Annotated in this window: 20 protein-coding genes; 7 read left to right on the top strand and 13 right to left on the bottom strand. The window is 53.6% G+C overall.

Translation table 11 applies throughout. The annotated features are described in order from the left end of the window. Nucleotides 1-375: 375 nt before the first annotated feature. The 4 genes from BLT02_RS04125 to BLT02_RS04110 all read right to left on the bottom strand — a co-directional run bounded on the left by BLT02_RS04125 (nt 376) and on the right by BLT02_RS04110 (nt 3,007). Complete coding sequence (locus BLT02_RS04125; RefSeq protein WP_092991855.1) at nt 376-1,125, bottom strand: adenylate/guanylate cyclase domain-containing protein; 750 nt, start codon at nt 1,123-1,125, stop codon at nt 376-378. After that, on the bottom strand, nt 1,122-1,925 hold the full coding sequence (locus BLT02_RS04120; protein ID WP_092991853.1) for an MBL fold metallo-hydrolase: 804 nt from the start codon (nt 1,923-1,925) through the stop codon (nt 1,122-1,124). Before BLT02_RS04120 ends, BLT02_RS04125 begins: the two co-directional genes overlap by 4 nt. Nucleotides 1,926-2,141: 216 nt before the next feature. After that, nucleotides 2,142-2,525: a cyclic nucleotide-binding domain-containing protein gene (locus BLT02_RS04115; protein ID WP_092991850.1), complete on the bottom strand. Its 384-nt coding sequence runs from the start codon at nt 2,523-2,525 to the stop codon at nt 2,142-2,144. A gap of 14 nt (nt 2,526-2,539) precedes the next feature. Next, nucleotides 2,540-3,007 (bottom strand): cyclic nucleotide-binding domain-containing protein, encoded by a 468-nt coding sequence (locus BLT02_RS04110; RefSeq protein ID WP_092991848.1) that lies wholly within the window; start codon nt 3,005-3,007, stop codon nt 2,540-2,542. Nucleotides 3,008-3,316: 309 nt separating this feature from the next. On the opposite strand from BLT02_RS04110, the gene BLT02_RS04105 reads away from it, so the two are divergent. From BLT02_RS04105 to BLT02_RS04090, 4 genes are all read left to right on the top strand, one after another. Further along, a complete protein-coding gene (locus tag BLT02_RS04105) occupies nt 3,317-4,312 on the top strand; it encodes a PTS sugar transporter subunit IIB (protein ID WP_092991846.1) in 996 nt (331 codons plus the stop codon). A gap of 45 nt (nt 4,313-4,357) precedes the next feature. Further along, entirely contained in the window at nt 4,358-5,164 is an 807-nt protein-coding gene (locus tag BLT02_RS04100) for a PTS mannose/fructose/sorbose transporter subunit IIC (protein WP_092991844.1), read from the top strand. A gap of 17 nt (nt 5,165-5,181) precedes the next feature. Then, complete coding sequence (locus BLT02_RS04095) at nt 5,182-6,096, top strand: PTS system mannose/fructose/sorbose family transporter subunit IID (protein ID WP_092991842.1); 915 nt, start codon at nt 5,182-5,184, stop codon at nt 6,094-6,096. 159 nt (nt 6,097-6,255) lie between these two features. Then, a complete protein-coding gene (locus BLT02_RS04090; protein WP_092991840.1) occupies nt 6,256-6,630 on the top strand; it encodes a DUF956 family protein in 375 nt (124 codons plus the stop codon). Between the two features lie 60 nt (nt 6,631-6,690). On the opposite strand, the gene BLT02_RS04085 is transcribed toward BLT02_RS04090, so the two are convergent. After that, the gene (locus BLT02_RS04085; RefSeq protein ID WP_092991838.1) at nt 6,691-7,122 is read right to left on the bottom strand and encodes a hypothetical protein; all 432 of its coding nucleotides are present in this window, start codon (nt 7,120-7,122) and stop codon (nt 6,691-6,693) included. 195 nt (nt 7,123-7,317) lie between these two features. Then, nucleotides 7,318-7,863: a YolD-like family protein gene (locus tag BLT02_RS04080; protein ID WP_092991836.1), complete on the bottom strand. Its 546-nt coding sequence runs from the start codon at nt 7,861-7,863 to the stop codon at nt 7,318-7,320. Nucleotides 7,864-8,131: 268 nt separating this feature from the next. Between BLT02_RS04080 and BLT02_RS04075 the strand changes: the two genes are divergently transcribed. Further along, nucleotides 8,132-8,908, top strand: a complete 777-nt coding sequence (locus tag BLT02_RS04075) for an electron transfer flavoprotein subunit beta/FixA family protein (RefSeq protein ID WP_175453685.1) — start codon at nt 8,132-8,134, stop codon at nt 8,906-8,908. A 25-nt stretch (nt 8,909-8,933) separates the two neighbouring features. Beyond that, on the top strand, nt 8,934-9,911 hold the full coding sequence (locus tag BLT02_RS04070; RefSeq protein ID WP_092991832.1) for an electron transfer flavoprotein subunit alpha/FixB family protein: 978 nt from the start codon (nt 8,934-8,936) through the stop codon (nt 9,909-9,911). 236 nt (nt 9,912-10,147) lie between these two features. Here BLT02_RS04070 and rd read toward each other — a convergent pair whose 3' ends face one another. Both rd and BLT02_RS04060 read right to left on the bottom strand, forming a co-directional pair. Next, entirely contained in the window at nt 10,148-10,306 is a 159-nt protein-coding gene (gene rd / locus BLT02_RS04065; protein WP_092991829.1) for a rubredoxin, read from the bottom strand. A gap of 198 nt (nt 10,307-10,504) precedes the next feature. Beyond that, nucleotides 10,505-11,356: an AraC family transcriptional regulator gene (locus BLT02_RS04060; protein ID WP_175453684.1), complete on the bottom strand. Its 852-nt coding sequence runs from the start codon at nt 11,354-11,356 to the stop codon at nt 10,505-10,507. Nucleotides 11,357-11,605: 249 nt separating this feature from the next. Here BLT02_RS04060 and BLT02_RS04055 point away from each other — a divergent pair, with 249 nt between their 5' ends. Beyond that, nucleotides 11,606-12,667, top strand: a complete 1,062-nt coding sequence (locus BLT02_RS04055; protein ID WP_092991824.1) for a zinc-dependent alcohol dehydrogenase family protein — start codon at nt 11,606-11,608, stop codon at nt 12,665-12,667. 183 nt (nt 12,668-12,850) lie between these two features. On the opposite strand, the gene BLT02_RS04050 is transcribed toward BLT02_RS04055, so the two are convergent. From BLT02_RS04050 to BLT02_RS04030, 5 genes are all read right to left on the bottom strand, one after another. After that, nucleotides 12,851-13,792: a transketolase family protein gene (locus tag BLT02_RS04050; protein ID WP_092991822.1), complete on the bottom strand. Its 942-nt coding sequence runs from the start codon at nt 13,790-13,792 to the stop codon at nt 12,851-12,853. Further along, nucleotides 13,789-14,619 carry a transketolase gene (locus BLT02_RS04045; protein WP_092991873.1) on the bottom strand — a complete coding sequence of 277 codons (831 nt, stop codon included), beginning with the start codon at nt 14,617-14,619 and terminating at the stop codon, nt 13,789-13,791. Before BLT02_RS04045 ends, BLT02_RS04050 begins: the two co-directional genes overlap by 4 nt. 245 nt (nt 14,620-14,864) lie before the next feature. Further along, nucleotides 14,865-16,478, bottom strand: a complete 1,614-nt coding sequence (locus BLT02_RS04040) for a mannitol dehydrogenase family protein (RefSeq protein ID WP_092991820.1) — start codon at nt 16,476-16,478, stop codon at nt 14,865-14,867. A gap of 3 nt (nt 16,479-16,481) precedes the next feature. Then, a complete protein-coding gene (locus BLT02_RS04035; RefSeq protein ID WP_092991871.1) occupies nt 16,482-17,516 on the bottom strand; it encodes a zinc-dependent alcohol dehydrogenase in 1,035 nt (344 codons plus the stop codon). Between the two features lie 96 nt (nt 17,517-17,612). Continuing rightward, complete coding sequence (locus BLT02_RS04030) at nt 17,613-19,208, bottom strand: xylulokinase (protein WP_092991818.1); 1,596 nt, start codon at nt 19,206-19,208, stop codon at nt 17,613-17,615. Between the last annotated feature and the right edge of the window lie 138 nt (nt 19,209-19,346).

Genomic DNA, 19,346 nt, shown 5'->3' with positions numbered 1-19,346 from the left:
CGGCAGCGAACATCCTGAGGAAGGCGGTCCCGGGCGCATGGGAGGGGACGGAGGACTTCCGTTTCCTTGCTCATCCGGAGACCATGGGCTTTAAAGCCCTGCAGCGCGCGCGGACCGCGTAAAGATCCGCAGAAAGTATTCCGGAGGGAGAGCTGTGGAAGATCCCGACGGATAAGGGGCTCATGGACAGTCCCGTACTCGTACGGCCGGCCGGGAACGGTCCGGAAGGGGAAACCGGCACGACGGTCAGATATCAGAAAACCGGAGGGTTTCTAAAGCCCGAAGGGGCTTTGATACCACCTCCAAAGGACGCGGTTCAGCACCGCATGGGGGTGGAGGTTCATCTGATTTAGTTAACATAACAGTTGTGTGAGATCACAGGAGCTTGTCGCCGAAGCCGACGATATCATGGAGGCGGACGTCATTCTGGATACCCTTGGGACTGACGAGCATAGCTCCGGCTTCGTTTTCCACGACCAGGCTGCCTGCGGCGTTCAGGGTCTCGTCTGAGACCAGGATCTGGCCGGCCTTTGTAAAGCCCTGAATGCGGGAAGCCAGGTTGACATTTCTTCCGATCATATCATATTTGGCTCTGGTCATGGAGCCGATGTTGCCCAGAATCGCTTCACCGGTATGGATCCCGATACCCATGGAGATCTCGGGATATTCCTGTGACAGATTCCATTCGTTCACAGCTTTCATCCGTCTCTGCATGGCGACCGCGCAGGCCGTCGCGTCACGCGCGGATAATTCATTGGGCTTTGGAGCACCGAAGACCGCAACGATGGAATCTCCTACAAAGTCCAGAATATTCCCCCGCCAGGCGTTGATGATCTCGATCATTTCTTCGAAATAATGGTTGAGCATGCGAAAGAAGCTGACAGGGTCCATTTTCTCGGAGAGCTCTGTAGACTGGCGGATGTCGGAAATTAGAATTGTCACTTCCCGGCGCTCTCCGCCGATGCGGAGCCCATTGCTGTCATTGAGGAGTTCTTCAAGTACTTCATCGGTCAAATATCTCCCGAAGGTGCGGCGTATGAAGGTCTCCCTTTTCTGGAGAGATTCCTTCAGGACCAGGTTTTCTTTCAAGAGTTCCATTACTCTGTCACTGTGCCATTCTTTCATAGCAGGATCTCCTCTCCTTCTCTAGCGAAGTGTATGTCTTTGCGAGCGATTTCTGCTTCCCATGCAAGAAGCTGTTCGTCTGTCCTCTGGGGATCGTGATGGACCAGCAGCAGGTGGGCGATTTCGCATCGTTCCATCAGTTTCAGGCCGAGCTCCGGACTGGAGTGGCCGAATCCTGTGCGCTGCTCCAGTTCACTGGCAGCATATTGGCTGTCTAAGAGGACAAGGTCGGCTCCGTCCGACATTTTTATGAGGCGGAGAAAGGACGCTGTTTCGTATTCATAGTCGCTGGCATAGACGATGTGCCTGTCCTGCCAGCTGAGCCTGAATATGAAATTTCCTCCCGGGTGACAGCCCGGGACGCCCTCTATGAGCAGGTCACCGATTCTGAGCGGAAATGTGAGCGGAAGAATCCGGACCGTTCCGCTGTAGGAGTCCAGGGAGACAGGCCAGTAGGGTGGAGAAAATATGCCGCTGAGGAATCGGGCAGGATCTTTTCCATAACCGGCGGGCACGTAGATCAGGGTTTCCCGGTCTTTTAGCGAGAGACGGGAATACATGCCCAGCCCGAGCACATGATCCAGATGCAGATGGCTCAGCAGAATGTGGGGAGGGCGGGGAAAATCCACAGGAGCGTTCAGAAGTCCGCTTCCGGCATCGAAAAACACGGTCTCTTCTCCCGCCTGGATCATGTAGCAGGAAGTATTGCCGCCGAAGAACTGCTGATCTTTCCGGGTGACTGCCATGGATCCCCTTGTCCCCAGCACTTTGAAGCGCAGGCAGCCCTTTTCTGTAAACATTTTCGCTTTTTCTCCTTTAACAGTACCTGTATTACTCCTGAAAACCTGTTACACTTGTGATCTATATTTTACTCTTATGTAACCGCTCCGTTCCTGCAATACCTGATTTACTCTTGATTTATTTCTTGTAATAGGAAAACTCCCGTGCAGGGCAGTACCGCCGCGCGGGAGTCTGTTTGACACAGCTGGTGTAATGGATCAATGGATCGCGGGTTTTCAGGCGTTTTCAGCCTCATAGATTTTGCGGCAGACATCTGCAAGTTTGCCATTGATCTTGCGAAGACGATCGCTGAGATTGCGCATGAGCAGGAGGAGCTTTTCAGGCTCCTTCAGGAAGTAATCTTTCAGGTTTTCCTCCCTGATCTCCATAAGGATGGTGTCGTCCTCGAGAGCAACAGCAGTGGCAGAGCGGGGGGTGCGCTCAAGCAGGCCTCTGTCTCCGACGACTTCTCCAATGGAAAGCTCCGCGATCAGCTTTTCCGCCGGTGTGCCGTATTCGGAATAAATACCGACCCTGCCTTTCTGGATATCGTACATGCAGAGCTCTGAATCCCCCTGCTTAAAGATTACCTGACCGCTCTTAAATTCTTTACTGTTCATGATAAGACCTCCCTTTAAGCATTCACACGAGAATCGAAATCCTTGTGCAGATTGGAAAATTTCCGGATTCTGGCCTGCAGATCCGCATCCTTTTCCGCACCGGTCTCCTGACGCTCATAAAGAGTCCGGCAAGCCTCCAGGTAATCCTGAGTTGTTTTTGTAACGCGGTCACACATCTGCTGCAGAAGATTGATGATTTTGATAGGCTCTTTCTTGAAAAAAGCCACGAACTCGTCCTTGGAGATATCCCTTATTTCAGTGTCATCCGCACTGACTACTGCTGTAGCTGAGCGGGGAGAGTAATCGATGAGGCTCATTTCTCCGAAAAGATCTCCAGCGGACAGCCCGGCGATCTTCTTTTCATTGGTCCCGCCAAAATTCACATAAATGTCCACAGCCCCGGACTGAATATCAAACATGCAATCCCCGGGATCGCCCTGCCGGAAAATGATATCACCGCGAGAAAAGGTTTTAACACCCATATGTATTCATACCTCCCGTTAAATAAAACTATAGTGCTGCATTGCTGATATTAGTGCTGCATTGCTGATATTAGTGCTGCATTGTTAATATGATACTATTTTGGAGGCGAAAGTGCAATAAAAAGGCGAGACTTCCAAAGCTTCATTGCCAAAGTAAGCAGTAAATAACCGTTTTTTTTCGTTAATAATACTGAAAAAAGAATTATATTGACATTAAAAATGTATAAACCATATAATAGAGTTGTTATCCATACATGCTTGTGTTATGAGTCCATATACACAACTAATGAAACAGAAGGGAGTTTAATAATGGTAGGGATTATCCTTGCAAGTCATGGTGACTTTGCGACAGGCATCTATTCCTCTGCATGCATGGTTTTCGGTGAAGCAGATGATGTGACGCCTGTTACTTTCCACAACGGCGAGACGCCGGATGACCTGCGCGAGAAGATCCAGAAAGCGGTTGCGGAGCTCGAAGATCCTGAGAACGTGCTGTTCATGTGCGACCTGTTCGCCGGTACGCCTTATAACCAGATCTTCCTGCTGAGCGCCGACCATCCCGGATGGGCGATCGTGACAGGCATGAACCTGCCTATGATCGCGGAAGCGTATGGAGCAAGAGATGATTTTGAAACGGCCGGAGAGGTTGCTACGGCAATCGTAAGTGCTGCCAGAGAGGGTATTGTGACTCATCCTGAGTCTCTGATGCCCGCTGACGAAGCTCCTGCACCTGCAGCACCTGCAGGCGGTGCAGAGCCCACAGGTGCTATTCCTCCGGGAACAGTCCTTGGAGACGGCCATATCAAATACGTTCTTGCCCGCATCGATTCCCGTCTTCTTCACGGCCAGGTTGCAACGGCGTGGTCCAAGGCCACTCAGCCGACCCGCATCATTGTCTGCTCTGACGGAGTTGCCCACGATGATCTGCGTAAGACTCTGATCGAGCAGGCGGCACCGCCCGGAGTCAAGGCAAACGTTGTTCCGATCGACAAGATCATTCAGGTCGCTAAGGATCCCAGATTCGGAGCAACCAAAGCACTGCTTCTGTTCGAGACACCGCAGGATGCACTCCGCGCGATCAAGGGCGGCGTCGACATCAAGGAGATCAACGTCGGTTCCATGGCACATTCACTTGGCAAAGTGGCAGTCAATAAGGTCCTTTCTCTCGGTAAGGAAGATGTCGAAACCTTTGATGAACTCAAGAAACTCGGCATCAAGTTTGATGTCCGCAAGGTTCCTGCTGATAACAGAGAGGACATGGACGCAATCGTAGAGAAGGCACGCGCTGAGCTTGCAAACGCATAATCATAGCGATGTGACACGAACATGAACTGTATTTGGAGGTAATATATGAACGCTATATCCATAGTGTTGGTCATTATCGTAGCTTTTTTTGCAGGCATGGAAGGTATTCTGGATGAATTTCAGTTCCATCAGCCTCTCGTGGCCTGCACACTGATCGGCATCGTCTGCGGACAGCCTGTGGCAGGCATCATCCTCGGCGGCTCCCTTCAGATGATCGCAATGGGCTGGGCAAACATCGGCGCGGCAGTTGCTCCTGACGCGGCACTGGCTTCCGTTGCATCTGCCATCATCCTGATGAAGGGCGGACAGGGCGCACAGGGCGCTTCCACGGCTATCGCAGTCGCGATCCCGCTGGCAGTCGCCGGTCTGTTCCTGACCATGGTTGCCCGTACACTGGCAGTCCCGATCGTCCATGGCATGGACAGAGCTGCTGAGAACGCTGATTTCCGCAAGATCGAGATCCTGCAGTGGGGCGCGATCTTCATGCAGGGCCTTCGTATTGCGATCCCCGCAGCTGCCCTTTGCGTCGTCCCCGCTGAGGTTGTTTCAAATCTTCTGAACAGCATGCCCGCATGGCTGACAGAGGGTATGTCCATCGGCGGCGGCATGGTCGTTGCAGTCGGTTATGCACTTGTTATCAACATGATGGCAACTGCTGAAGTGTGGCCTTTCTTCTTCATCGGCTTTGCACTTGCAGCTATTTCCAACCTGACCCTCATCGGCCTTGGTATTATCGCAGTCGCGATCGCTTTCATTTATCTGAACCTGTCTGAAAAAGGCGGCAGTGCAGCAGGCGGCTCAGCGGCAGGCGGCAGCGGTGACCCCCTTGGCGATATCCTGAACGATTATTGAGAAGGAGGTAATACGCAATGGCTGAAAAGAATGTCTCTTTAACAAAACAGGACAGAATTTCTGTATGCTGGCGTTCCACATTCCTTCAGGGATCCTGGAACTATGAGCGTATGCAGAACGGCGGTTTCTGCTACGCAATGATCCCCGCGATCAAAAGACTTTACTCTACGAAAGAAGATCAGGCGGCAGCCCTCAAGCGCCATCTCGAGTTCTTCAATACACAGCCTTATGTGGGCGCTCCCATCCTCGGCGTTACTATGGCGCTGGAGGAGGACCGCGCAAACGGCGCACCGGTCGATGACGCTGCGATCCAGGGTGTCAAGGTCGGTATGATGGGACCTCTCGCAGGTGTCGGCGATCCTATTTTCTGGTTCACCGTACGTCCCATCCTCGGTGCTCTGGCTGCTTCCTTCGCAATGAGCGGCAACATCCTCGGACCTATCCTTTTCTTCGTCCTCTGGAATGTTATCCGTTATGCATTCCTGTGGTATACACAGGAGTTCGGCTATAAAGCCGGTACTGCGATCACCAAAGACCTTTCCGGCGGCCTTCTGCAGAAGGTCACACAGGGCGCTTCCATCCTGGGTATGTTTGTCCTGGGTGCCCTGGTTCAGCGCTGGGTCAACGTCGGTTTCCCCTTCGTCGTCTCCAAGGTTACTCTCTCCGAGGGCGCATTCATTGACTGGGAAAGCCTTCCGCTGGGCGGCGAGGGCATCAAGAGTGCCTTCATGCAGTATACCTCCGGCATGGCCCTGGATCCTGTCAAGGTTACCACAATGCAGGACAACCTGAATTCCCTGGTACCCGGCCTTGCAGGCCTGCTGTTGACCTTCCTGTGCATGTACCTGCTCAAGAAGAAGGTCTCCCCGATCGTCATCATCCTCGGCCTCTTTGTCGTAGGTATCGTTCTGCACGTGATCGGGATCATGTAAGTGTTCTGCGCGTGATTGGAATCATGTAAGAGTTCTCCATTTGATTGGGATCATGAGAGTCTTTTCCACGTGAGGGTGATCATGTAAGAATTGAATATGTTTAAAGGGCGCCCCCGCAGACGGCTCATGCTGCTGCGGGGGCGTGTCAGGAGATTCGAAATGGCAGAATCGATGAACAAGACGGTTGAATATGTCTGCAACGGGACTTCTTTTCTTGGTCTGCAGAATTACGGCAAGATTATGGTCGGGGATAAGTCCTTTGAATTTTATGATGACAGAAACGTCGAGAATTACATACAGATCCCCTGGGAGGAGATCGACTATATCGTCGCGGATGTTGCGTTCGGCGGGAGATGGATCCCTCGCTTTGAAGTGCAGACCAGGCACAACGGGAATTTTCGCTTTTCTGCCGGAAAAAATACAAAACCCTTGCTCCGTGCCTGCCGGGAACACGTGCCGGCAGACCATATGACCAGGGCCCTGACCGCAGTACAGAAGCTCAGCCGCGGCATAAAAGCCCGGTCTGGCAAATAAGGATGAAGTAAAGATAAGAGATCCGGCTGCGGAGAGGAGATAAACAAAAGGGAAGAAGGATTATCCGTCCTTCTCCGGAGCATTCAGGATCCTTTGGATGACGTCTGCCTCATCCGATTCATAGATTGAAAACCAGTGATTGCCCTTAACGACAGAAACCAGGCCGTCCCTGGGGAAGGGCAGAGTTTTACAGGCTTCCTCCGGATGTGCAATACAGAAGGCTTCCAGATAGTTGTCGAAGTCGATCAGGCGTTTTCTGATCCTCAGTTTTATCATCAGGTATAATTCGAGAATCCGGTAAGGGAAGGTTTCTGCTATCACGCAGCAGTACACATTGTGGAACTGGATTCTTTTCACGAAATCCATGATGGAAAAGTGCTTTGTATTCTGCTGCGCATTCACGTAAGCAGACAGATCCTGTATGGCTTCCCTGGTGCCGACAACATAGAAGCAGATCTGGTTTTTAAATCTATAAACGAACGTATCAAGCATGGCGATCCTCCTGTGGACAGAATAGCACATTGCCGTGAAAGAAGCCATAGCAGGCAGAGCACTTTAAATGGAGACGTCAGATTGAGGTTAAAGGATCATCCGTCTTATCGGGATGATCCTTCTCTGTACAATCCTTCTACTTCAATTTTAAACCCTTTCATTATTAGGTCCTTTCATCATTAAACCCTTTCGTCATTAAATCCTTTCATCATTAAATCCTTCAATTTTATTAAATCCCTCAATTTTCAGGATCGTATGAAAGGCGGCTTCTCCCGTGTCAAGGATGATCCTGCGCTGCAGAGGATCGATCTTCCGGAGACGGCCTGTAAGAGTCTCATAGGCCCCCTTTTTGCCGAAGGCGTCGCTCTCCGGATCCTGACAGGGCTGGAAATAGGTGATGCAGATCGACGGGGGCTTTTCTCCTGACCGGCGCCTGCTGTCTGCCAGTTTCTGCAGGAGGGTCATTTCGCGGTCAAGATCTTCAATCTCTTTTTCCGTAAGCTCCCTCTGGTCTTCGTAGAGGACCCGCTTTGCGGCAATCGCGTCATTAAATCCCCGGAGCGCGTCAAAGGGGGCAAATATCTTTGCCCGGCGGCGGTTTTCCATGGGCGGATGTTTTATATAGAATGTATCATAGGTAGCCAGTTTTCCCGGGATCCCATGCCGTGGGCGTCCCTTTTTATAAACGTCCGCATAGGGGAAGCCGGCGGGCATAGGCATGTATCCGATGACAGAGCTCATGATATTCCCTCCTTTTTTCTTCAACAAATTTTATATACATTTATATACATTCAAATCTTTCTCACAAAGGGCGGCTGTCCTTTCCTGACCTCTTCCTGGTCTCAAGATAGCACTTCAGATGTCCCTCCAGGCGGACATCAGGGGAAATTTTAGTACCTACTTGTTTTCTCTGTACAGCTGTTTTATTATTTTTATAGTTGAATAACTGCTAGCATTTAGTCGTTTTCCCGTTTTTATGTTTTCTTGTTTTCTATTGAAAGAGGGTGCCATGAAAATACTTGTATTATTAAAAGAAGTTCCGGTGGTCTCCGAAATCAAGATCGATCGTGAGAAACTGACGATCGACAGAAGCGGTGTCGGCAAGATGATGAATCCGTCGGATCGTCATGCGATCGAAGCGGCATTGGCGCTGGCTGATGCCAGAGGCGGCGAGGTCACTGCCATGACCATGGGGCCGGAGAGCAGCGAGGACATTCTGCGTGAAGCCGTCTCCCTGGGCGTAAAGGCAGCGTACCGGCTGACGGACAAGGCTTTCGCCGGAGCAGACACGCTGGCGACAGCTTCTGTATTGAAGGCTGCTATTGACGCGACCGGTCCGTATGACGCCATTTTCTGCGGCTCCAGCACGATCGACGGTGTGACCGGGCAGGTGCCGGCCAAGCTCGGCACGATGCTGGGGTACGGCATTCTTACCAATGCCTGCAAGATAGAGATCGGAGAGGCGGGCCTGACGATCGACCGCAAGGCCGGGACCGGATATGAGAAGCTGACTGCGGTATTTCCGCTGGTCTGTTCCGTCACGGAGGATGCCAATACACCGAGGAAGCCAAGTATCAGAGGCAGGACAGCGTCCAAAAAGCTGGTTGTGGAAGTGATGGATAATGAGAAGCTGCAGATTCCGGCAGAGAGCTTAAAGAGCCCCTCGAAGGTTATGGGGCTGTTCCCGCCGCCTGCCCTTGAAAAGGGGCAGATGATTCCGGGTGAGGATCCGGAAGCAGCTGTCGCGGAGCTTGTTGGAATATTGCAGGGACATGCGGCCTTTTGATCAAAAGCATATGAGGAGGAAGACCATGAGCAATCAGAATATCTGGGTGTTTTTTGAATTGTCCGGCGGCCGGCCGAAGAGGGTCTGCCTTGAAATGATGCAGAAGGCAAAGGCCCTGGCAGAGGGAAGTTCTGAAAAGGCTGTTGCCGTGATCATCGATCCGGAACCGGAAGAGGCTGTAAAGGCTGCTTTTGAGAACGGCGCTGATCAGGTCATGACCGTGCGGCAGAAGTTTTTCTTTGAGAGCGCGGCGTTTATTCTGGAAAAACTGGCGGAAAAATATGAACCGAAAATCGTGATGATCGGTGCTACGACAGAGGGGCGGGATCTTGCGGCGTCCGCAAGTGTGCGTCTTCATGCCGGGATCGCCAGTGAATGTACCGACGTAGTCGCCACGGGCAGCGGTGTTTACTGGATCCGCCCGTCCTATGACGGCAGGCTCAATACCAATATCTGTATTGAAGAATATCCCATGATCGGTACCTTCAAGCCGGGCATCTTTAAGCTGGGAGAGCCTGAGACCGGCAGAAGCGGAGAAGTGATTGAAGAAGCTGTCGAGATTCCTGCCGGGGTCCTGCTCACGCAGCTTCTGGGATTTACCCCGGACGATGAGCTGACAAAAGCCAATATTGAGGACGCGGAGATCATTGTCGCGGGCGGCCGCGGTGTCGGCAGCGCGGAGGGATTCGGCCAGCTGTATGAACTGGCAGCTGCGCTTGGCGGCAGTGTCGGCGCAAGCCGGGCCGCTGTAGACGAGGGCTGGATCGCGAAAGATTACCAGATCGGTATAACCGGAAAGACGGTTGCGCCGAAACTGTATATCGGTTTTGGTATTTCAGGCGCTCTCCCCCATGTCAACGGCATCAAGGAATCCGATATTATCGTAGCGGTAAATACGGATCCCAACGCACCGATCTTTGGGGTTGCCCATTACGGGATCGTTGCCGATCTGAACGTGATCTGTCCTGCACTGACAAAGAAGGTCAGGGAGATGAAGGAATAAATGCAAAAAGGGGCAGAGAGATAAAGAACTGACGCAAAGAAGGCCGGGAGAGAAGGAACAGGCGGACAGACTGAGAAGACAAACTGAAAAAAGGGGCAGTGGGGAGATTGCTCATCCCCACTGCCCTTTTTTGATTTTTTCTTTACAAGCCGAAACGCTTTGCGACAGGGCGCTTTTGCCTGCCTGTAATGTTTTTGTCTGTATTGTTTTGCCGTAATGTTTTGTCTGTTATGTTCTTATTCTGCAGGCTTAAACTCTTCTTTTCCGGCGCCGCAAAGAGGACATTCCCAATCGTCGGGAAGATCTTCAAATGCTACACCGGCAGCTAAACCATGCTCTTCATCGCCGGTAGCAGGGTCGTAAATATAACCGCACAATCCACATTCATACTTCATAGTATTTCTCCTTTCAGAAAAGAAAGAGCTGTTGATTCATCATTATCATTATATCACTCAGGTTTGTGCGGTAGAAGGATTTTCTTACTGGAATCAAGTATAAAAAACAGCTATAAAAAAACTCACGATTCTGCAGAAACCGTGAGTTTGTCCGCATACAGGGGAAGAGAAGAGATGATGACCTTGGTATAGGAACCATTATATGCTCCTCCCCTTCCTGTACTGTGTGGGAGAATACCCCGTGAAGCGCTTGAAGGACGACGAGAAATGTTCAATAGAGGAAAAACCTGTGCGTTCTCCGATCTCAGTGACGCTCAGTCCGGTATTCAGCAGAAGCTGGGCTGCCGCAGCTATTCTGGCTTCATTGAGCTTCTGAGAGAATGTTTTGCCAAAGCTGCGCCGCAGAAAACGCTGGGTCTGGCGGATACTCAGGTGGAGGATCGATGCGAGTTCTTCCAGCGTCAGAGTCTGATAGCGATAGAAAAAGGCGTCTTCGATTATGGGCATCAGCCGTGTATAGGTCATGGCCGGCATGGACGCGGGAACGGTTTTTTCCTGCTGCGGCTGGCAGCATATACGGGTAAGCGCGATAATGATCTGCTTGAGTATTGTCTCAGACATCTCCGCAGTACCGGGCAGCGGATGTCTGTTTTCTTCGATCAGCTGCCGGAGCAGCGGGAAGAGACGGCCTTCATCCTGACCGATCCAGAATGTCGTCTCAGCAAACAGTGCGAAGAAACCCGGCTGATGAAATGAAGTCTGCCTGCAATTGAGGTAGAGGCAGTATTCAGTGATGGGCGAACCGGGGTCGGAGGTCTGGGCATGGATCACGCTGGGTCCGGTGATGTACAGTGTGCCGGCCTTTACCGGATATCTCTGCCCATCTATGGTCACGCTGCCCTGTCCCTTCAGGGTATAATGGATCTCATAGCTGGTGTTGGAGTGAGCATGCGCCGCGATGACCGGATGAAGTTCCTCTATACGCACGTGCACGGGTTCGATCAATAGCGAACCGAGTTCGAACGAGCTTGAGAATTCAAAATTTTCCAACGCCGGTTCTCTCCCGGGTGTTTTTTCTTTTTCGATTTCTGACATATTATAAATACATTCCTGTTCTATCCCAAAGGTTATATTACAAATCCTTTATATCGGACATAAAACGCAAGTTTATATAAAAACGACAAATTTAATAAAAACTGGTCACCCCGGCATCTAACCTCCGGGAAAGCGGAAGGTTATACTTTTATTGATCGGAAGGATAAACCGCACAGAATAACCGCAAAAATGGAGGTATGATTTATGAGTGTTAAGATGCTTGGCGCGATTCTCCCGGGCAACAGTACTGTGGAGATGAAGGAATTTGACATGCCCACTCCCGGTTACGGTCAGGTAGTGGTCAAGACCAAAGCTTCGACCATATGCGGATCGGATATCCGCGCTATCTATCGGGCCCATGTGGGTAAGGGACCCGAGGGTTACCAGCTCGGCATGGTCGCCGGTCACGAGCCCTGTGGGATCATTGAAGTCGAGGGGGAAGGCCTCAAACGCTTCAAAAAGGGTGACCGTGTCATCGTGTATCACATCTCCGGCTGCGGTGTGTGCTACGACTGTCGGCGTGGTTATTACATCTCCTGCAAGAGCCCGTTTCGCGCGGCCTATGGCTGGCAGCGCAACGGCGGCATGGCTCCCTATATTCTGTGTGACGAGAAGGATCTGATCGCCCTGCCGGATGAACTGACCTACGAGGACGGCGCACAGGTGGCCTGCGGCTTCGGCACAGTCTACGAGGGCCTGATGAAGATCGGCATTTCGGGCAACGACCGGGTCCTGGTCACCGGCCTGGGACCGGTGGGACTGGCGGCCCTGATGCTGGCCAAAGCTATGGGCTGTGACATGACCATCGGTACTGATGTTGACGAGGACCGTATGCAGCTGGCGAAGGATCTCGGTCTTGCCGACTATGTGTTTAATTCGGCGAATGCCGAAGAGTGTCAGAACAAGATCCTGGAAGTGACAGGCGGCTATGGCTGCGAGCGCACTGCGGACTGCTCCGGCAATCCGTCCGCCCGGGCGCTGGCCATCCGCTGTACGCGGGAATGGGGCAAAATGGTGATGCTGGGCGAGGGCAACGATGTGACCTTCAATCCTTCCCCGGACATCATGCATGGCCAGAAGACTATCTATGGCTCCTGGGTCACTTCCCTGTGGCGCATGGAGGAGCTGGTGGAGCATCTGGTGCGCTGGGGCATCCATCCCGACAAGCTGATCACACACCGGTTTGAACTCAAGGACGCTGATAAGGCGTATGCACTGATGGCGAGCGGAAAGTGTGGAAAGGTCGCGGTGGTTTTTCCTGACTGAGGATTCCCTGACCAGGTGTTCCCTGAGCGGGTACTTCCTGACAGAACATTCATGACTGTATTTTGACTGAATGAATTTTTGACTGACCTGCTTACTTAAATAAGGGCAGCTGTCCATGTTGGTGGACAGCTGCGCTTTTTCGTTACGTATTATTCTGTCGCGCGCTTATCGCGGATCTGAGGATCATTTGATCCAGGCTTTGACCTGATCATAGATTCCTTCGCCGTCCAGTTGGTACTTGTGAAGAAGCTCTGCTGCGGGACCGGATTCGCCGAAAACATCCTGGATGCCGATCCTGAGGACCGGTGTGGGGGTTGCTTCGGAAAGTGCTTCGCAGACTGCGCCGCCGAGGCCGCCGATCACGGAGTGTTCCTCCGCAGTGACGACCTTGCCGGTCTTTTTCGCGGATGCGATGAGAAGCTCCTTGTCAAGGGGCTTGATCGTGTGGAAATTGATGACTTCGGCGGAGATGCCGTCTGCCGCGAGCTTTTCCGCCGCATCCAGGGCAGAGGACACGCACAGGCCGGTTGCAGCGATGGTCACGTCCGTGCCCTCGCGCAGGACGATGCCCTTGCCGACTTCAAACTTGTAATCCGGTCTGTCATTGATGACCGGGACCGCGAACCTGCCGAACCGCAGGTAGAAGGGACCATCTGTCTCGATGGCTGCCCTGACGGCTGCCTTGGACTCAATGTCATCGGACGGAACGATGATCGTCATGCCGGGGATGGTCCTCATCAGGGCCAGATCTTCGTTGCACTGGTGGGACGCGCCGTCTTCGCCGACGGAAATGCCCGCGTGTGTTGCGCCGATCTTGACATTCAGATGGGGATATCCGATGGAATTGCGGACGATCTCATAAGCCCTGCCGGAAGCAAACATGGCGAAAGTGGAGGCAAAGGGAATAGCTCCGCAGGTTGCCATGCCGGCTGCAATGCCCATCAGGTCGCACTCCGCGATACCGCAGTCGACGAACCTTTCAGGGAAGGCTTTTTTGAAGACGCCGGTTTTGGTAGCGCCTGCGAGGTCGGCATCCAGGACTACCAGATTTTGAAATTCTTTTCCGAGCTCAGCCAGGGCATTGCCGTAGCTCTCTCTTGTAGCGATTTTCTTTGCAGCTGTCATAATGCCTCCCCGATCTTTTCCAGATCTTCCATTCCGATCCTGAACTGCTCGTCGTCAGGCGCGACGCCGTGCCAGGAAACCTGGTTTTCCATATAGGATACGCCTTTGCCCTTGACGGTCTTCATCACGATGACGGAAGGAGCGCCTTTGGTCTCTCTGGCTTCCTTAAAGGCAGCCGCGATCTGCTCCATGTCGTTGCCGTCTGCCACATTGATCACATGGAAGTTAAAAGCACGGAATTTCTCATCAATGGGATAGGGACTGCATACTTCGGTGATGGGGCCGTCGATCTGCAGATTGTTGTTGTCTACGATCAGGCAGAGGTTGTCCAGTTTCCGGTAGCCGGCAAACATGGCAGCCTCCCATACCAGGCCTTCCTCGATCTCGCCGTCTCCCAGAAGGGCGTACGTGCGGAAGGATTTGCCGTTCATTTTGGCAAACATGGCCATGCCGACTGCAGAGGAAACACCCTGTCCAAGGGAGCCGGTGTTCTGGTCTATGCCGGGGGTATGGTCCATGCAGGGATGACCCTGCAGGTTCGATCCTGTCTGCCGGAGGGTCGTGAGCCACTCTGCGGGGAAATAGCCGCGGAGGGCAAGCGTGGAATAAAGGCCCGGGGCCGTGTGTCCCTTGGACAGGACGAAGCGGTCACGGTCAGGGTCTTTGGGGTTTTTGGGATCGATGTTCATCTCTTGGAAATAGAGATAGGTATAAACTTCAGCGGCAGAAAGAGAACCACCGGGGTGTCCGGATTTAGCGGCATGGGTCGCCACCAGGATGTTCTTTCTGACCTCATTTGCCATTTTTTTCAATTCCTGAATGTTCATAAAAGAATCCTTTCTGATTCTGGTTCGTTCAGTGTGTCTGTTCCTGCCGCAGTAAGGAACTGCCGGCGGATCGCTTTCCAAACTACTATGGTTATTGTCGGAAATTATCTGCGGGCAATTCCCGGGTCTGAGGCGGGCAGGCAAACGCACTGGTCAGGAACTGTATGGTGTAACCAGTTCCAGGGGAATACTCCTTCCTGTGCCTTTTGCGTGCAGGTAAAAAACTGGTGTAGTGGGCGTCGGCATCATTTGGAGAGATGAGCCTGAAGGGTGCTGCGGACAGCGCCGGGGCCGGAGAGCATGGAGCGGACCATGGACTCGATCCGGTCTCCGAGTCCGATGGCGTAGAGATCTACGCCAAACAGGCGCTCGTTGGAGAGGATGGGCTGCAACTGTCCGGTCAGGCTTTCGGGATCATTCCAGCAAAGTGTGCTGAGCTGTTCTTTGAGCTGGGGCAGCATGGGATCCGGAGAAAGCTCAAAGGGAGCTCCCGTATCGTCGACTGCCAGCAGGTAGCGGATCCATCCGGCGATGGCAAGAGGGATGCCGACCAGGCGGTCTGCGGAACCGTATGCCGCCTGAGTTGCCTTGATGGTCTCGCCGAAGCGGATCGCCAGCATCTGGGAGATGTCCACTGCGATCCGGGCGCTGGTATCGCCCAGGCCCGCATTGGGGAAGCGCTGGGTGAGGACCTCGTCCAGGAAGGCTTTGGGATCCAGAATGCCGGGGCTCTCCACCACGGGCAGGCCTTCGTCATAGCCTACTTTACAGGCAAGGGCATTCAGTTCCGGATCCGACATGCCGTCGGCAAAGAGCTCATAACCCAGCAGGCGGTCGAATGTGCATACTGCGGTGTGGATGGGGTTGAGGCAGGCGGTGACCTTCATCCTCTCGGATTTGTTCACCGTGACCCGGTCTGTCATATAGACACCGGCCTTCTCCAGGGGCGGCCGTCCGTTGGGAAAACGGTCTTCCACTACCAGATACTGGGGCTCTTCGGCATTGACGAAAGGAGCGATCCAGGTCTGCCTGTTTGTGACAAGGATGTCCATATTCTCTACGCCTGCCTCCGTCAGCGCCGCTGCTACGGATTCGACGGGGCGGGGCGTTATCTTGTCGATCATGGACCAGGGGAAGCTGACGCAGGCCTCATCCGAGACCCATTCGAGGAAATCCGCGGGCAGAAAGCCTTTTTCTACCCAGCAGCCGGCCAGCTCCAGAACGCTTTCCCGGAGTTTTTTGCCGTTCTGGGAGACATTGTCCATGCTCACCAGAGCCAGGGGTGCCTTCCCGGCCTTCCAGCGTTCCGCCAGCATGGCTGTGACCAGGCCCATGGCGGTCCCGGCTTTCTCAGGCCCTTCCTGCGCGTCCTTCAGAGCGGGGGCAAGCCAGCCGCCGTCGGCGCCGTGCAGGGCGTAGCCCTTTTCCGTAATGGTAAAAGAGACCATTTGCAGGCCGGAGTCAGTGAAGATCTGTGTAAGCCGGTCTCTTGCCCCCTTGTCCCCGGGGCGGAGGGCCAGAGCTTCGGAAAGGGAACCCAGGACCCGGCGTTTCTGCGACCCGTCCTTGTACAGGGTCACAGCCAGGGCCAGGTTGTCAAAAGGCTGATAGATCCGATCCACGATTTCATAGTCGAAGGTTTCCACGCAGGTGATGCCCCGGTCCGTCAGATTCTCCCGCAGGAGCCGGTCGGCGATACCACCCAGGAAAAAGCGGAAAATGTTGCCGATGCCCAGGTGGACCCAGACGGGGTGTTCCCTGGTGCGAAGGCTCACTGCCTCCGGATCGTAATCCGGAAGGTCGATTCCTGCGGCAGCCCAGACAGTCCGGTCCTTCAGGCCTTCATAGGTCAGTTTCATGTCTTATTCCTCCGTGGGATCCACATCGATGAGAACCTTCATGGTAGTCTCCCGGTTGTTGTCAATATACTCGTAGGCCTTCTGATAATCCGCAAAAGCGAAGTGAGCGCTCTGCAGGGGACCAAGTTTGATCTTGCCTTCGTCCACAAGACGGATGGCGTCCACATAGTCCTCGTGGCGGTACATCATGGAAGTGTTGAGGTCCAGCTCGGAGTCGTTGAGCTTGGCCAGATCCACGTTGGCCATCTTTCCAAAGACTGCGACCAGGATGATCGTGCTGCCCTTCCGGGCGTTCTGGATGGCCTGATCCATGGTGATATCGGAACCTGCGCACTCATAGACCACGTCTGCCTTATCGGGGCCGTATGCATCCAGGACTGCTTTGGCATAGTCTTCCTTCATAGTGTTCACGACCCAGTCTGCTCCCAGCTCCTTTGCAAGAGCAAGTCTTGTATCGGAGATATCGGTAGCAAGGACATGCGCCGCACCCAGTGCTTTGAGGGACTGGATCAGAAGGATTCCGATGGGGCCGCAGCCCAGGACGACCGTATTGGCGCCCTTCAGATCGGGGAAGCGCTTTGCCGCGTGGACTGCGACGGACAGAGGCTCGATCATGGCTCCTTCACTGTAGGTGAGACCGTCGGGGAGCTTCGTGACCTTGGAGGAATCCACTGCGAAGTATTCACTGGCGGTGCCGGTGGTCTGGAAACCCATGACCTTCAGCTTTTCGCAGAGATTATATTTGCCGTGGAGGCAGGGATAGCAGCGGCCGCAGAAGACCTGAGGCTCGATGGTCACCCTTTCGCCGGGCTTGATGTCGGGAACATATTCACCTACAGCCTCTACCTGGGCGGAGACCTCATGGCCCTGGGTCACGGGATAGGAGGTATAGGGATGGGTACCGTGGAAAACGTGGATGTCACTGCCGCAGATACCGATCTTTTTAATCTTGACCAGTACCTGATCGGGACCAGGTTTGGGGACAGGGACTTCACGGAAGGTGATTTTCTTCGGTTCGGTCATGAGCTGCTGAATCATTGTGTCTTTCATAGTGTTCTCCTTTATTCAGACCGATTTGTTATTCAAATGAAATATTTATAAATCGATTGTTTTATTACAAAATAAACTGCTTTATCACCAGTCGATCGCTTCGATAGCTGCTTTCTCGACAGCCAGACCTTTGACATAGTGCTCGGTGAAAGTCTCGAAACCGGCTACGTCGGCGGGATCGGGAGCGACGGCTGCGCCGGTCAGATCCTTGAAAACGCGATTGTCAAGGTAATCTTCGAGTTTGCCGTCTTTTTTGCCGTCAGCCAGGTAGGCAGCCAGCAGGGCGATGCCCCAGGCGCCGCCTTCAGAGGCGGTAGCCATGACGGTCACAGGCGTGTTGACTGCTGCAGCAAGCACCTTCTGCATCACCAGCGGTGTTTTGAACAGGCCGCCGTGGCCCATGATCCGGTCGAGCTTTACGCCTTCCTGCTTGAGCAGGATGTCCATGCCCAGCTTTACTGCGCCCAGGGAAGTATAGAGATTTACGCGCATGAAGTTGGCAAGGTTGAATCGGCTGTCCGGGGTGCGGACATAGAGGGGACGTCCTTCGTTGATGAAGGTGATGTTTTCTCCGGAGTAATAGCCGTAAGCCAGAAGGCCGCCGCAGTCCGGATCGCCGGTGAGGGCGTGGGTATAGAGTTTGCCGAAGAGGGTACCCATATCCGCCTCAATTCCCATCAGATCACAGAATTCCTTGAACATGCCCACCAGGGCGTTGAGGTCGGTGGTGCCGTTGTTGGCATGGGACATGGCCACCGGGAAGCCGGAGGGCGTGGTCACCATGTCGATCTCGCGGTACAGTTTGGAGAGCTGACGCTCCAGGACCACCATGGCAAAGGTGCTGGTGCCGGCAGAGAGATTGCCGGTCCGGGGAGCTACGGAATTGGTGGCTGTCATGCCGGTGCCCGCGTCACCCTCGGGAGGACAAAGCGGGATCCCGGGCTTGACCGTACCGGTCTCGTCCAACAGGGCTGCGCCTTCCTTCGTGAGCACTCCTGCCGCATCGCCGGCAGAGAGCACTTTGGGGAAGACATCCCGCAGGTGCAGAGGGAAGCCCGCCTCAGCGGCCATCCGGTCAAAGATCTGCACCATAGCCTCGTTGTAGTCGCCCTTGTCTGAATCGATGGGGAACATACCCGCTGCGTCGCCGATACCGATGACCTTCTCTCCCGTGAGACGGTAGTGCATGTAGGCGGCCAGTGTGAAGACGGAAGCTACCTGGGATACGTGGGCTTCCTTGTCCAGCATTCTCTGATAGAGATGGGCGGCGGACCAGCGCAGAGGGATATTGAAATCCAGCGCTTCCGTGAGGGCATCTGCCGCAGGGGTGGTATTTGTGTTTCGCCAGGTCTGGAAGGGAGCTACCTGACGGTCTTCCTTGTCCAGAGCGATATAACCGTGCATCATGGCGCTGACGCCGATGGCACCGAAAGTCTCGGGACGAATGCCGTATTTTTCCTCTACTTCCTGACGCAGGTCAGAGTAGCAGGCCTGCAGGCCCTTTTCCGCGTCCGAGAGGGCATAGGTCCAGATGCCGTCAATGAGGGAGTTTTCCCACTCATAGGCACCGGTGGCCAGAACATTGCCGTCATAGTCGATCAGCACACCCTTGATCCGGGTGGAACCGAATTCAATGCCCAGGGCAGTCTCGCCCCGGAGAATCGCATCTTTTGGATTCATAGCTGCACTCCTTCTTTTGGATTACGGAATTAAATCTCTGTTAACAGAGGACAGGCAGGCTCTTACCGCACTGCGGCCATGAGCCTGCCCGTTATTTTCAGTCAGCGCAAGCCCCTTTGCGCATCAGGATGCCCGACA

This window comes from Sarcina sp. DSM 11001, from assembly GCF_900101015.1.
Lineage (GTDB): Bacteria > Bacillota > Clostridia > Lachnospirales > Lachnospiraceae > CAG-791.
Note: the sequence above shows the minus strand (reverse complement) of the source record. Positions and strands in the feature narration are given on the sequence as shown.

What these genes read in the sequence shown, in the direction of transcription:
- rd (WP_092991829.1), bottom strand. Translation starts at nt 10,306, where the DNA reads ATGAAGTATGAATGTGGATTGTGCGGTTATATTTACGACCCTGCTACC.
- BLT02_RS04090 (WP_092991840.1), top strand. Translation starts at nt 6,256, where the DNA reads ATGGCAGAATCGATGAACAAGACGGTTGAATATGTCTGCAACGGGACT.
- BLT02_RS04050 (WP_092991822.1), bottom strand. Translation starts at nt 13,792, where the DNA reads ATGACAGCTGCAAAGAAAATCGCTACAAGAGAGAGCTACGGCAATGCC.
- BLT02_RS04080 (WP_092991836.1), bottom strand. Translation starts at nt 7,863, where the DNA reads ATGAGCTCTGTCATCGGATACATGCCTATGCCCGCCGGCTTCCCCTAT.
- BLT02_RS04100 (WP_092991844.1), top strand. Translation starts at nt 4,358, where the DNA reads ATGAACGCTATATCCATAGTGTTGGTCATTATCGTAGCTTTTTTTGCA.
- BLT02_RS04120 (WP_092991853.1), bottom strand. Translation starts at nt 1,925, where the DNA reads ATGTTTACAGAAAAGGGCTGCCTGCGCTTCAAAGTGCTGGGGACAAGG.
- BLT02_RS04030 (WP_092991818.1), bottom strand. Translation starts at nt 19,208, where the DNA reads ATGAATCCAAAAGATGCGATTCTCCGGGGCGAGACTGCCCTGGGCATT.
- BLT02_RS04040 (WP_092991820.1), bottom strand. Translation starts at nt 16,478, where the DNA reads ATGAAACTGACCTATGAAGGCCTGAAGGACCGGACTGTCTGGGCTGCC.
- BLT02_RS04095 (WP_092991842.1), top strand. Translation starts at nt 5,182, where the DNA reads ATGGCTGAAAAGAATGTCTCTTTAACAAAACAGGACAGAATTTCTGTA.
- BLT02_RS04045 (WP_092991873.1), bottom strand. Translation starts at nt 14,619, where the DNA reads ATGAACATTCAGGAATTGAAAAAAATGGCAAATGAGGTCAGAAAGAAC.
- BLT02_RS04055 (WP_092991824.1), top strand. Translation starts at nt 11,606, where the DNA reads ATGAGTGTTAAGATGCTTGGCGCGATTCTCCCGGGCAACAGTACTGTG.
- BLT02_RS04125 (WP_092991855.1), bottom strand. Translation starts at nt 1,125, where the DNA reads ATGAAAGAATGGCACAGTGACAGAGTAATGGAACTCTTGAAAGAAAAC.
- BLT02_RS04035 (WP_092991871.1), bottom strand. Translation starts at nt 17,516, where the DNA reads ATGATTCAGCAGCTCATGACCGAACCGAAGAAAATCACCTTCCGTGAA.
- BLT02_RS04085 (WP_092991838.1), bottom strand. Translation starts at nt 7,122, where the DNA reads ATGCTTGATACGTTCGTTTATAGATTTAAAAACCAGATCTGCTTCTAT.
- BLT02_RS04110 (WP_092991848.1), bottom strand. Translation starts at nt 3,007, where the DNA reads ATGGGTGTTAAAACCTTTTCTCGCGGTGATATCATTTTCCGGCAGGGC.
- BLT02_RS04070 (WP_092991832.1), top strand. Translation starts at nt 8,934, where the DNA reads ATGAGCAATCAGAATATCTGGGTGTTTTTTGAATTGTCCGGCGGCCGG.
- BLT02_RS04115 (WP_092991850.1), bottom strand. Translation starts at nt 2,525, where the DNA reads ATGAACAGTAAAGAATTTAAGAGCGGTCAGGTAATCTTTAAGCAGGGG.
- BLT02_RS04105 (WP_092991846.1), top strand. Translation starts at nt 3,317, where the DNA reads ATGGTAGGGATTATCCTTGCAAGTCATGGTGACTTTGCGACAGGCATC.
- BLT02_RS04075 (WP_175453685.1), top strand. Translation starts at nt 8,132, where the DNA reads ATGAAAATACTTGTATTATTAAAAGAAGTTCCGGTGGTCTCCGAAATC.